The sequence below is a fragment of the Stackebrandtia soli genome, from assembly GCF_965137155.1.
GTDB lineage: Bacteria > Actinomycetota > Actinomycetes > Mycobacteriales > Micromonosporaceae > Stackebrandtia > Stackebrandtia soli.
Map to the genome: position 1 here is coordinate 126126 of NZ_CBCRZX010000002.1, position 12824 is coordinate 138949.

Here is a 12824-nt window from a genome sequence, read left to right on the forward strand (position 1 = left end):
ATGAGAGAAGCACTCCGCAATCTCACCACGCGCGGCAAGACCCTGATCGCCGTCGGGATCGCGCTGCTCCTCGCGTCGTTCGTCATCGGCGAGCGCGACCTGATCCGGGTGGCGGCCCTGGTCGGCCTGCTGCCGCTCGCGTCGGCGGCACTGCTGTCGCGCGCGAAGTACCAGCTGACGGTGAGCCGGGTCCTCGACCCGGTGCGCGTGGAGGCCGGGCAGCGATCCCAGGTGACGCTGCGTCTGCGCAACGGATCGCGGTTGCCGACCGGCACGCTGATGCTGGAGGACCGCCTTCCGTACGCGCTCGGCAATCGGCCCCGGCTGGTGTTGGAGCGGCTGTTGGGCGGCGGTGGAAGCGCCGTGTCGTACAGCGTCCGGTCGGAACTTCGCGGCCGATATGAGGTGGGGCCGCTGCTGGTGCGCATCACGGATCCGTTCGGGCTCATCGAGATGACCCGATCGTTCCCGAACACCGACGCGCTGACCGTCATCCCGTCGATCACTCCGATGCCGGCGATCCGGCTGCCGGGCGAGTTCGCCGGCAGCGGTGACAACCGTGCCCGGTCCGTGGCCGTCCACGGCGAGGACGACGCGGCGACCCGCGAGTACCGCTACGGCGATGACCTTCGTCGCGTGCACTGGCCGTCCACGGCTCGCGCGGGCGAGCTCATGGTTCGTCGCGAGGAACAGCCGTGGGATTCGCGGGCGACCGTCGCTCTCGACATCCGCGCGGGGGCGCACCGGGGTGAGGGACCGACGTCCAGCTTCGAATGGGCGGTCTCGGCGACGGCGAGCGTCATGCACCACCTGCGGCTGTCCGGGTACAAGCTGCGGATGGTCACCGAGGAGGTCGACATGCAGCCCGACATCGGCGGGCCGGGGTCGACGCTCGATCATCTCGCGGCCGTTCGAACTCAACGCCACGGCGACATCTCCCGACTGCTCGAGCAGATTCGCAAGAATGATCACAGTGGACTTATCGTGGCGTCGATCGGCAGTCTCACCGCCGATGAGGCGGAACGCCTGGGCGGTTTGCGAACCTCCGGCGCCACCTGCGTCGCGCTCCTCATCGACAGCATGTCCTGGCTGAAACTCTCCGAGGATCGCCGTGCCACGGCGGACGCCGAGTACCACCGGACCCGACTCACCCTCATGCGAGCCGGATGGCGAGTCCTGCCGGTGCGCAACGGGGAACGCCTGCCCGAACTGTGGCGGGGGCTGACGCAGGGGCCGCAAGGTTTCGCCTACCGCGCGGCGATGGCGGAAACCGTCTCGACGACGAAGAAGGCAACATGACTCAACGCCGATCGGTCGCGCTCGTCGCGGCATGCGCGCTGCTCCTCGCCTGCGCTCCGCTATCGATGATCTACAAAGGTCTCTTCGAGTGGTTCATCCCGGCGGCACTCGCCGTCGCCTTCATCACCGGCGTCGGCATTGGAGCTCGGGCGCTCCGCGCGGCCGCCCCGCTGCAGATCCTCGCGACCACTGGCGCACTGCTGCTGTACTGCAGCTGGATGTTCCGTAGCGGCAGCGAGTTTCTCGGGGTCATCCCCACCGGCGGCACCTTCGCCGAGTTCGGTCGGCTGTTCGGCAGCGCGGGCAAGGCGATCGCCGAACAGTCCGTTCCCATCAACGCGACCGACGACGTCGTGTTCGTCGCCGTCATCGGAATCGGCGTGTGCGCGATCGTCATCGACGCCCTCGCCGTGACGTTCCGACTGCCGTCGCTGGCCGGTCTACCGCTGCTGACGTTGTACATCGTGCCGGTCGCGATCCTGCCGGACAGCGTGCCGTGGCTGCTGTTCGTCCCTGGAGCGCTCGGGTACCTGTGGTTGCTGATGACGGACAACATCGACCGCGTGCGGCACTTCGGGCGGCGTTTCACCGGCGACGGCCGAGGCGTCGAGCTGTGGGAACCGTCCCCGCTGGCGTCGGCGGGTAGGTGGCTCGCGGCGCTGATCATCCCGGTGGCGTTGATCGTGTCGGCGATGCTGCCGGGGATCACCACCGGCGGGCTGCTCAACACCTTCGGGGGCACCGGGCCGGGGGTAGGACCGGGCGGAACGAACACGACGTCCAAAGTGAACCCGGTGGCGGCGCTCCAGGGAGCGCTGGACACGAGTCAGGTCCAGGAACTGGCGCGGGTGACGACCACGTCGGCGGACCCCGGGTACATGAAGATGTACGCGGCGAGCACTCTCACCGAGAAGGGGTTCCAGGCGGACCTGACGATGTCGACGCAGTCGGTGCCGGCGGAGGGTTCCCTCCCGATGACGTCCAGCCAGGCCGAGGGCAAACGCCAGACGGCGACGTTCACGTCGATCGCGCTGTCGGACTTCGCGATTCCGCTGTTCAGCGAGCCGTCACGGGTCGACGCCGGTGGGGACTGGATGTACGACCCGCAGACCAGCATGGTCGCGTCGGCGAGCACCACGACCAAGGACATGAGGCTGACGTACGAGTACGTCGACTTCTCCTACGCGCCGGACGACCTGCGGACGGCGCCGAGCGCGCCCGTCAACACGACGCCGTTCCTTCGCGCCAACACGTCCACACCGGACAACGCGACGGTGACGGAGCTCGTCGACACGCTCACCGCCGAGGCCGAGACCGACTACGACAAGGTCATGGCGATCCAGGACCACTTCTCGAAGGAGAACGGGTTCGAGTACGAACTGCGCACCCGGGACGGCTGGTCCGCCAGCGCGATCGAATCGTTCCTGAAGGAGAAGCGCGGCTTCTGCCAGCAGTACGCGGGCGCCATGGCGTGGATGGTCCGTGACGCGGGCATCCCCGCCCGCGTCGCGATCGGCCTGACGAAGGGGAGCCTCATCGGCTCCAACGAGTACCGGCTGACGAACTTCAACTTCCACGCCTGGGTCGAGGTGTACTTCCACGGATACGGCTGGGTGGCCTTCGACCCGACGCCGTCGGCTCAGGTGCGCAACTCGACCGAGTTCCCGTGGGCGCCGGACATCGACGACGAGAACTCCGACGGCACCGGCGAGAACGGCGAGGACGACCCCGCCGAGCAGCCGGGCCAGGAACCCGCTCCCGGTGGCCCGGACCAGGGCCCCGGAAGCACCGGCAGCACCGTCGCGTGGAGCGCCGTCGTGGCGCCGACGACCTGGCCGTACTGGGTCGCCGGAGCCGCCGCGGTGGTGCTGGCGGCGCTGATGCCCGCCGCGTACCGCCTCGCGCGACGAGCCCGGCGGATGCGCGTCGCCGCCACCGAGACACCGGCCGGCGTCGAGGCGGCCTGGCTCGAGCTCGAGGACCTGCTGACGGACCTCCGAGCCGAACCGAAACGGGCGAACACGCCACGGGCGACCGGGGAATGGCTCACTGAGCATTACGAGCTGTCCGGGTTGGCGGAGGCGGGCGTGCGGCACCTCGTCGCGGCCGTCGAGCAATCCCGCTACGCCGACCGACGACCCGGCGACCTGACGCTGCCGCGCGCCGTCACGGCGGTACGAGTGGGCCTGTTCAACGCCGTCTCGACCAGGACGGCGGCTCGCGCGGCCTTGACCCCGGTGTCCGTGTTGCGGCGCTGGAGGCGCGGCCTGAGCGGCTCCAACGCGGCCCTGACGACCGCGGCGGTCCGAGCGCGGCTCGCGGTCTCCCGGACGCTGCGTCGACCACGTCGGAGACGCGCCGTCTGACGACGGTCCGGCCGTCACCCCGTGCGGGTGACGGCCGGACCTCTCTCGAACTCCTTCGCACACACGAACGCCTCGGCGGTCGGCCGAGGCGTGTGCGTTTCTGCCTAGATTCGGTTACTGCCAACCGTTGTCGCGGCGACGGCGCCAGCGTTCCTCCATCCGGTCTCCCCACGAGTTACCGGAACGACGTTGGGTCTTCGACCCACGGGAGGACTTACCGGCGGTGCGGCGCGCCTTGCCGTCAACGGCGGAGAGTTCCCCGTTGGCGAGTTTGCGCTGAGTCTGGAGGGCGAAGATCATCCCGGCGAACATCACCACCGCACCGGCGATGCCCAGCCAATACTCCGCCATCACGCCGGCCACGAGAAGGGCAAGACCGGCCAAGGTGATGACGCCGGCGATGATCATCCGGCGACGGCTTCGGTGACGAGGGTCGTGAGATCGCACAGCCGAGGCGAATTTGGGATCGTCGGCGAGCGACCGCTCGATCTCGTCGAACACTCGTTGTTCATGCTCGGAGAGCGGCACGGCACTCCTCCTGCGGTCATAGCGGCTGTCGCTGACAGCCGGGATTTAGGTTCAAGTCTACGGTTACTAAGACGTATCCGAAACCAGGTTCGGTCACGAATTTACCGGTAAGGCCAACGATCCTGGCCAGGTGTACGAGTTCACGCAGACCTCGTCCCATCATCGGGCCGCCGTCGCTTGCGGGAAGCCGGATCGAGCAAACTCGCCGGACCGATCGCGGTCGTCCCGAAACGGTCGTGCATCGAGTCGACGACGCGCTCCACGTCACGCCACCCGTGCAGGGGTTCTCCCAGCCTCGGTTGAACCGCCCGACCTCGGGCTTCGCTGAGGCCCTCCAGACGAATGCCGAGCAGTCGCAGCGGCGCCGTCATGTTCGCTGTGATCAGGTCACGGGCGTGCTCATAGATCTCATGAGCGACATCAGTCGGTTCCGGCAACGTCCTGGCCCGGGTGAACGTCGAGAAGTCGCCATACCGGATCTTGACCGACACGGTCCGGCCCACCAGCCCGGCCCTACGGGCCCTGGCCGCTGTCTTGTGGCTCAACCTCAGGGCGACCTGGGCGATACGCTCAGGTTCGCCGATATCGGTGTCGAACGTCGTCTCCGCGCCGATGGACTTCTCGACGTGCGTGACCTGCACCGTACGCGGGTCACGACCCCACGCCAACGCGTGCAGATGCTCGGCCGACGCCGTGCCGATGAACCGACGCAGCCGATCCAGCGGGGTGTGGGCCAACTCCCCCACCTTGTGCACGCCCAGTCGCTTCAATGACGTCTCAGTGGCCGCGCCGACGCCCCACAGCGCGGAGATCGGCAGCGGGTGCAGGAAATCGATGACCTTGCCGACCGGGACGACCGCCAGCCCGTCCGGTTTCGCCTGGGTCGACGCGAGTTTCGCGACGAACTTCGTCGACGCGATGCCGACGGTGCAGGTGATGCCGTGCTCGCCACGAACGTCGTCCCGGATCGCGGCGGCGATCCGGGAGGCCGAACCGAACAGTCGACGCGCCCCCGCGACGTCGAGGAAGGCCTCGTCGACGGAGACGGGCTCCACGAGCGGGGTGTACCGGGAGAAGATCGCGCGCACGGCCTTCGACACTCGGGAGTACTCGCCGCCGCTGGGGCTGATGAACACGCCGTGCGGGCAACGGCGACGGGCCACCGCCGTCGGCATCGCGCTGTTGACGCCGAACGGGCGCGCCTCGTAGCTGGCGGCCGTCACGACGCCACGCGGACCGAGCCCCGCGACGATGACCGGCTTCCCGCGCAGGCTCGGATCGCGGGCGATCTCGACCGACGCGAAGAACGCGTCCATGTCGATGTGCATGATGTCGCAACCCGTGTCGTCCAGACCCGGTCCGAAGGCGTCGCCGGTCACCGCCGACGGGGTAGTGCGTCCCACGTCAGCGACCGTAACGGCACGCTACGACATTCCGCGATACGACCAGAGCCCGATGGACATCTCGGCGTCCGTCAGGCCGCCGTGGTAACCACGCAGAAGACCGATGGTGGGGCGTTCGGACGGAGCGCCCAGGATGACGCTGCGCCCGACGCAGGCGACGACGACGTCGCCGATGCGCTCGCGGTGTTCCGCCGCGACGGGGCCGAACCAGCCGGCCTCGATGGCGGAGTCCCGGGTGCGGACGTCGGCGACGTCCCCGAAGAACTCACGCCAGCGCTCCGCGACCGCCGTCGCCGCGCCGGGCTCGGTGTGCAGGTAGCGGGCGCGCGGCTCCCCCGCGATGAGGCGGACGCCCTTGTGCAGGGCGGGAAGATCGGTGACGTCGATCTTGTCGGCGTCGGCGATGTTGATCATGCCGTGATCGGCCGTCACGATCAGGCCGGCGTCAGTGGGCAGTCGCGTCATGATCGCGGCGATCAGGTTCTCCACCTCGGTGACCGCGTTCCACCACTGTGGTGATTCGAGACCGAAGCCGTGCCCCGTCTTGTCCGCGATCGAATTGTATCCATACACAAGGGACTTCTCGCCGACACTCAGTGCGGCGATCACTCCGTCTGCGGTCGCGGTCATGTCGGGGGCGGGGAAGGTCTCGCTGCCACGGAACGCGGCCGTGTTGAGGCCGTCGAAGGAGAACACCTGGGAGACCTTCGCGGTCGAGACCCCGGCGGCGGCGGCCCGCTCGAAACCTGTCGGGATCGGTTGCCACGACAGTGGATCGGGTTTGTCGGCCCATTCGATGTGGGTGAGTACGTCGGTCGTCCCGGGAACGTTGACGGTGAAACCGAGCACGCCGTGTTCGCCCGGTGTGGCCCCGGTCCCGAGGGAGGTGAGGCTCGTCGGCGTCGTCGACGGGAAGTTCGTGGTGAGCTCGTCGAAGCGGCCGACGTTCCCCGTCACGATGTCCGAGATCAACGGCGAGCGATCGGCGGCCAGCCGCAACGGGTACAGACCGAGCCCGTCGATGAGCAGGATCGCGACCCGATTCACCCCGGCGAGGGGGCCGTCGGCGAGCCCGAGCACGTCGCGTCCGCCCGGAACACCCAGCAGGGACAGCACCGACGGCATCACGTCGCAGATGCTGGCACGGCCATAGGCGGGCAGTCGAACAGACAGGTCGAGTGTGGGCCGCATAGCCCGACAGCCTACGTGGCGGGGGGTTTGCGCGCCAGCCCGTGCAGTTGTGTGGCGATGTCGCGATAGGGCGGTCGCGCGGCGACCGTCAACTCGAACTCGCGCATGGCCTCGGCGGCCCCCGGCTCACCGTCACGGAAGCCCGCGGCGAGGTCGGCGGCGATCTGGATACCGTGCAGTCGTTCGAGGACGAGGCCGCCCTCGGTCACGAGGCCGCCCAGCGAGTCGGGGTCGAAACGGCGCAACAGCGTGTCGGCGGTTCCCGATCCATCCGGGTCGGTGAGAATGGTGGTGGCCGCCGACAGCTGGCCGGTGATGGCACGAGCCAGCACCGCTCCGGCGCGGTTCGCGACGAGCAGACTCAGCGCGCCGCCCGGAGCGAGGACCCTGGACATCGCGGCGATGGACTCGCGCGGGGAATCGACCATCTCCAACACGCTGTGACACAGGACCAGCCGCGCCGTGCCCGCCTCGACGACATCGTCGAGAGTGTGCGCGTCCGACTGGATGGCGCGGATCCGATCGGCTACACCGGCGTCGGCGGCGCGACGGGTCAGCCCGGCGAGCGCGTTCGGGCTCGTGTCGACGACGGTGACGTCGTAACCGGCCTCGGCCAACGGAACCGCGAAGCCGCCGGTGCCTCCTCCGACGTCGACGATCCGGCACGGTTCGTCGGGGCCGCCGCAGTCGAGGGCGGTTTCCAGCTCGGTCGTGAGGATCGACCACACGACGGCGGTGCGCGGGGTGTGACGGGCTTTGAGACGGTCCACGGGCTGAGCCTAGCGGTTGCGCGAAACAGATCGCAGGTCAGCGAGGAGCCCGGCGCGCGGTTCATTGGAAGTCCCTTGACGCGGACGCGGGCCCCAACGGCAGGGGAAGGTGCGTCAGCCGTTCGGCGACGACGTTGACGACACCGGGGGCACCTTCGATCCGGCCGCGAATGACGAGGGCGGCGGCGGTCCGAGCAAGACGCCGATACCGCTGCCACAGACCGGGAGAACAGATGACGTTGACCATGCCGGTCTCGTCCTCGAGGTTGAGGAAGGTGACGCCACCAGCGGTGGAGGGACGCTGTCGGTGGGTGACGAGCCCGGCGACGAAGACCCGTTCCCCATGCGGGACTTCGCGCAGTTCCTCCACTCGACGGACTCCCCCGGTGTCGAGCATGCGACGAACGAACTGGATCGGGTGGGAATCCGGGGACAGGCCGAGCGACCAGTAGTCCACTCCAGACAATTCGAGGAGGCTCATGCCGGGAAGCGCGGGAGTCGGGGCCGTGGATTCCGTTCCGGCGAGGGCCTCGTCACCGGCGCGAGCGGCGGCGGCCGCCTCCCACAGGGCTTGGCGGCGGCTCAGCCCGAAGCAGACGAAGGCGTCCGCCGCGGCGAGCGCCTCCAGCTGAGGACGGGTGACGCCGGAACGACGGGCCAGATCAAACATGTCGCGGTACGGGCGACCCGCCGCGATGCGCTCCGAGACCCGCTTGGGCAGACCGCGCACCGTGGACAGCCCGAGCCTGATCGCCGCGACACCGTGGACACCGGGCGGTGCCGGGGCGTCGCAGGCCTCTAGGCGAGCGGTCACGTCGCTGGCGTTGATGTCGGGACGGCGGACCTCGACCCCGTGCCGTCGGGCATCGGCCACGAGCGTGTTCGGGGAGTAGAAACCCATCGGCTGCGCATTGAGGAGTGCGGCGGTGAACGCGGCGGGATAGTGGCGTTTCAACCAGGCGCTCGCGTAGACGATGTAGGCGAAGCTGGCCGCGTGGCTTTCGGGGAAGCCGAAGTCCGCGAACGCGGACAGTTGGGCGAAGATCTCGTCGGCGGTCTCGCCGGTGATGTCGCGTTCGGCCATCCCCTCGTACAGGCGCCCCTTGAGGCGTTCCATGCGTTCGGTGGACCGTTTCGAACCCATCGCTCGGCGCAACTGATCGGCTTCGGCGGGGGTGAAGCCCGCGGCGTCGACGGCCATCTGCATGAGTTGCTCCTGGAACAGCGGCACGCCATAGGTTTTGGCGAGGGCCTTGTGGAGACGGGGGTGGACCTTGTCCTGCCAGGGCTCGCCTCGACGGCGCGCCAGGTACGGGTGGACCGAACCGCCCTGGATCGGCCCCGGCCTGATCAGCGCGACCTCGACGACGAGATCGTCGAAACGACGCGGGCGGAGGCGGGGCAGGGTCCCCATCTGCGCGCGGGACTCCACTTGGAACACTCCGATGGTGTCGGCGTCGCACAGCATGTCGTAGACCTCCTCGTCGTCGGGAGGAAGAAGCGCCAAGTCGATGTCGACGCCGTGGAAGCCACGGATCTCGTCGATGGCGTATTGCAACGCGGCGAGCATGCCGAGCCCGAGCAGGTCGAACTTGACGAGGCCCGCCGTGGCGCAGTCGTCCTTGTCCCATTGGATGACGCTGCGATCGCGGGCTCGGGCCCACTCGACGGGGCAGATCTCCGAGACTGGACGGTCGCTGATGACCATTCCGCCGGGGTGCAGACCGAGATGCCTGGGGGTTCTCAGTAGTTCCTCGGCGAGTCGATGAACCGGCGTCGGCAGATCGTCCACGTCGGACTCGGCGACGCCGCGCCACCGGTCGAGTTGTTTGCTCCAGCCCAAGGCCTGGTCCTCGGAATAGCCGAGCGCCTTGGCGACGTCGCGGACCGCCGATCGAGGACGGTAGGAGACGACGTTGGCGACCTGAGCCGAGCACAATCGACCGTAGCGGTCGTAGACGTACTGGATGACCTCCTCGCGGCGGTCGGATTGGATGTCCAGGTCGATGTCGGGCGGCCCGTCGCGGTCAGGCGACAGGAAGCGCTCGAACAGGAGGCCGTACCGGACCGCGTCCACTTTGGTGATGCCGAGGGAATAGCAGACCGCAGAGTTCGCCGCCGACCCCCGACCCTGACACAGGATCCCGTTGCGACGGCAGAAGTCGACGATGTCGGCGACGATCAGGAAGTACCCGGCGAAATCGAGTTCCCTGATGACCGTGAGCTCCTTCTCCAGCTGCCGATAAGCGCCGTCGACCCGTTCGGACTCGGGCGGTCCGTACAGATCCCGCGCGCCCGTCAGAGTGCGGTGCGCCAGGTGGGAGAACTCGCTATGCCGTGCGGGGACGGGGAAATCGGGCAGACGAGGCTTCAACAGTTCCAGGTCGAAGGCGCACTCGGCGGCGAACCGGGAGGCGTTGGCGACGGCCTCGGGGTACGACGCGAACCGACGCAGCATCTCGTCGCCGCTGCGCAGATGAGCGGTACCGGCGGCCGGCAGCCAACCATCCAGTTCGGACAATGATCGCCGGGAACGGGTCGCCGCGAGGACCTGGGCGAGCGGCTGCCGAGACGGCGCCGCGTAGTGAACGTTGTTGGTGGCGACGATCGAGAGACCTCGCTCGGCGGCGAGCCCCGCCAAGGCGTCGATCCGGTCGTCGTCACCCGGCCGATCGTGATGGATCAGCTCGACGACGACATTGTCCCGCCCGAATGCGCCGACGAGACGATCCAGCTCACGGCGGGCACCGTCAACCCCCTCGGTGTCCAACGCCGCCGAAACGAGACCCTTACGACACCCGGTGAGCACGAGCCAGTTGCCACCGGCGAGCGCCGCGACCCGGTCGAGTTGATATCGCGGCCGGTCCTTGGACCCGGCCAACTGCGCCCGGGTCATCGCCCTCGACAGGCGCCGGTAGCCCTGGGGGTTACGAGCGAGGACGACGAGGTGCCCGCCGGTGGGATCGGCGTCGCCCCGACGGTCGCCCCGATGCAGTGTCAATTCCGCGCCGAACACCGTCGGCAGCCCGGCCTCCCGAGCGGCCTCGGCGAACTGCACGACGCCGTAATAGCCGTTGTGATCGGTGAGCGCCAAACCCGTCAGACCCAAACGGACCGCTTCGGCCACAAGACTTTCCGGAGAATCGGCACCATCCGAGAAACTGAAGTGGGAGTGGCAGTGCAACTCCGCGTACTCAGTCATAGGAACCCTCCACGAACCATTGCCCGCCGTCGAGAATGAGGAGAAGGGCTCGGGAATCGTCGAGGCGAACCTGAAGCCGGGCGAAGCGACGCGGCGCCTCCCACCAGTGCTCCTCCACCGGCCATGGACCGGCCCAGGCCACGACCTCGGAGGCCCGCCCGCGTTCATCCGTCACCTTCGCAGGGGCGGCGCTCAACACATAACGCCCGCTCACGGTGACGGGGCCGCCCCGCGAATCAACGACCCGCACCGGAGACGGCCGATCGGTGATGAGAGCCGGCTCCGGATCCGGTGGCGCTCCCGGCCATGGACGCTCCGGCGAGCCGACGGGTACCGGAGGCTCCCCCCAGGGGACGAGCCTCCGTCGTTCGGCAAGACCTCGGCCACCGTCCTCCACCGCGGTGACGACGGCGTCGTGACCGAGCAGGCCCTGAACATGGACCAGAGCCCTGGCCGCCCGCGCCTCGGCCGAGCCGACCGCGCCCCACAGGCCGGGGTGGGCGTCGTGTCGACTCATCAAGCCGTCGGGGGTCAACCGCAGGGCGACGATTCCGCCGTCGGCGACCCCGCCGTTGGTCAACCATCCGTCCAATTGCCACCGGACGCGGTCGGTCACGGCCGCCGCCGACAACGCGCCGTCGTGCCGCCAGGTCCGGCTGACCAGCACGCCACCCCCGGTCGTCGCGTCGATGATCAACCGATCGCAGGCCAGGCCGTGCACGTCCAGAAGACGATGCAGTTGCACCGCGAGAGCGCGCGCCGTGAACGCCGCGACATCGACCCTCTCCAAAGGAGGGTCGCATTCGATGGAGACGGTCAGATCCGGCGGCGGTGTTCGCGCCACCGGAGGGCGGGTGTCCTCACCGGCGGCCAACCGGTGGGCGAAAACGGCGTCGGCGCCGAACCGGTCGGCGACGGCGGCGCGCGGCAACGCCGTGAACTCGCCGAACGTGTTGACACCGAGTTTGCGGAGGATCCCGACCAACTCCGGTCGACCAAGACGGGAGACGTCGATCCCGCTCAAGAACTCGGCGGTCGCGCCCGACGGAACGATCCGCCCCTCGTGGGCGGCGAGATAGGCGACGAACAGGCCGTCCGCGACCCCGACGACGACATCGACCTCGCACTGTTCGGCCACGACGTCGACCAGGCGCTCGGCGGCGACCTCCTCACCGCCGTAATACGCCGAGACACCGGAAGCGGCGAGCGCCAGCAGGCCCGGACGAATGATCTCCACGCCCGCCGCCAGGGACTCCACGGCCACGACGACCGGATCGAACGACTCGGCCGGATCCCACTCAGGACAGCGGAGGACGAAGGATCGCACGTGCGGACACTCCCTTTCGTTTCTGTCGGTGTTCGGCGAGCGACGTCACCCCGGCCGCCCCGATGTCGATCTGCTCGGTTTCCCTCCGAACGGGCTCCGGGCGAACCCCGTAGGGCCAGACCGTCGCCGTGGCGCGGCGGCCGTGATGACGCGTCGACACGGTCAGTTCGCAATGCCGGAGCAGGCCACGTCCCCATCCGAGTCCGTACCATGTGGACTGTTCAACGGTCAGTCGTGCCTCGGCCTGTGGCCAATCGGTCCCGTCGCCGCCGAACGCGACCAGGACGCCCTTCTGGCGTCGCGTCTTGGCGGACAGTCGGGCCGCTCGGCTCGGTGAGATGTGCCCAGGCACGTGCACCGCCACTACGTCGATGCCCTCCAGCAGAGCCCCGACGACGCTTTCCCAGCGATCGCCGGGATGCGGCACCAACGCCAGCCGAGACGCGTCGACCCCCGACCGGCGGATGGCGGAAGCGGACACCGTCGGCGCCCCCACCAACGCGCACCAGGCCCCTGACCCCGAGGGGCCGGCCAGCAGGGCCAACAGCAAGGACGTCAGCCCGGCAGGGCCCGCGGACGCCACGGTGAGTGTGGTTCCTCGCCGCAGGCGTGGCCACGGCAGCACGGATTCCACAGCGGTGGACAGGGGAAGCCCATCGGTGTCAATGGAACGAGCCACGTCACTGGCCCGACGCATTCCATCGGGCACAACAGACGGCGCTGCCGCATGGACCGACA

Annotated in this window: 8 protein-coding genes; 2 read left to right on the forward strand and 6 right to left on the reverse strand. The window is 68.9% G+C overall.

The window, feature by feature from the left end:
- Together ACM9NP_RS01790 and ACM9NP_RS01795 are read left to right on the forward strand one after the other, a co-directional pair.
- On the forward strand, positions 1-1299 hold the full coding sequence (locus tag ACM9NP_RS01790) for a DUF58 domain-containing protein (protein WP_415644764.1): 1299 nt from the start codon (positions 1-3) through the stop codon (positions 1297-1299).
- On the forward strand, positions 1296-3665 hold the full coding sequence (locus ACM9NP_RS01795) for a transglutaminase TgpA family protein (RefSeq protein WP_415644765.1): 2370 nt from the start codon (positions 1296-1298) through the stop codon (positions 3663-3665). The genes ACM9NP_RS01790 and ACM9NP_RS01795 overlap by 4 nt, the downstream gene beginning before the upstream one ends.
- A gap of 114 nt (positions 3666-3779) precedes the next feature.
- Here the strand turns inward: ACM9NP_RS01795 and ACM9NP_RS01800 are convergent, their stop codons facing one another.
- The 6 genes from ACM9NP_RS01800 to ACM9NP_RS01825 all read right to left on the reverse strand — a co-directional run bounded on the left by ACM9NP_RS01800 (position 3780) and on the right by ACM9NP_RS01825 (position 12765).
- Complete coding sequence (locus tag ACM9NP_RS01800) at positions 3780-4193, reverse strand: DUF3040 domain-containing protein (RefSeq protein WP_415644766.1); 414 nt, start codon at positions 4191-4193, stop codon at positions 3780-3782.
- A 140-nt stretch (positions 4194-4333) separates the two neighbouring features.
- Positions 4334-5596: a DNA polymerase IV gene (gene dinB, locus ACM9NP_RS01805; protein WP_415644767.1), complete on the reverse strand. Its 1263-nt coding sequence runs from the start codon at positions 5594-5596 to the stop codon at positions 4334-4336.
- A 21-nt stretch (positions 5597-5617) separates the two neighbouring features.
- Positions 5618-6787 carry an alkaline phosphatase family protein gene (locus ACM9NP_RS01810; RefSeq protein WP_415644768.1) on the reverse strand — a complete coding sequence of 390 codons (1170 nt, stop codon included), beginning with the start codon at positions 6785-6787 and terminating at the stop codon, positions 5618-5620.
- 11 nt (positions 6788-6798) lie between these two features.
- A complete protein-coding gene (locus ACM9NP_RS01815; protein WP_415644769.1) occupies positions 6799-7557 on the reverse strand; it encodes a methyltransferase domain-containing protein in 759 nt (252 codons plus the stop codon).
- A gap of 61 nt (positions 7558-7618) precedes the next feature.
- Positions 7619-10927 (reverse strand): error-prone DNA polymerase, encoded by a 3309-nt coding sequence (locus ACM9NP_RS01820; RefSeq protein ID WP_415644770.1) that lies wholly within the window; start codon positions 10925-10927, stop codon positions 7619-7621.
- A gap of 1130 nt (positions 10928-12057) precedes the next feature.
- Positions 12058-12765 carry a hypothetical protein gene (locus tag ACM9NP_RS01825; protein WP_415644771.1) on the reverse strand — a complete coding sequence of 236 codons (708 nt, stop codon included), beginning with the start codon at positions 12763-12765 and terminating at the stop codon, positions 12058-12060.
- Positions 12766-12824 lie beyond the last annotated feature (59 nt).

What these genes read in the sequence shown, in the direction of transcription:
- ACM9NP_RS01790 (WP_415644764.1), top strand. Translation starts at nt 1, where the DNA reads ATGAGAGAAGCACTCCGCAATCTCACCACGCGCGGCAAGACCCTGATC.
- ACM9NP_RS01795 (WP_415644765.1), top strand. Translation starts at nt 1,296, where the DNA reads ATGACTCAACGCCGATCGGTCGCGCTCGTCGCGGCATGCGCGCTGCTC.
- ACM9NP_RS01820 (WP_415644770.1), bottom strand. Translation starts at nt 10,927, where the DNA reads ATGAACGCGGGCGGGCCTCCGAGGTCGTGGCCTGGGCCGGTCCATGGC.
- ACM9NP_RS01810 (WP_415644768.1), bottom strand. Translation starts at nt 6,787, where the DNA reads ATGCGGCCCACACTCGACCTGTCTGTTCGACTGCCCGCCTATGGCCGT.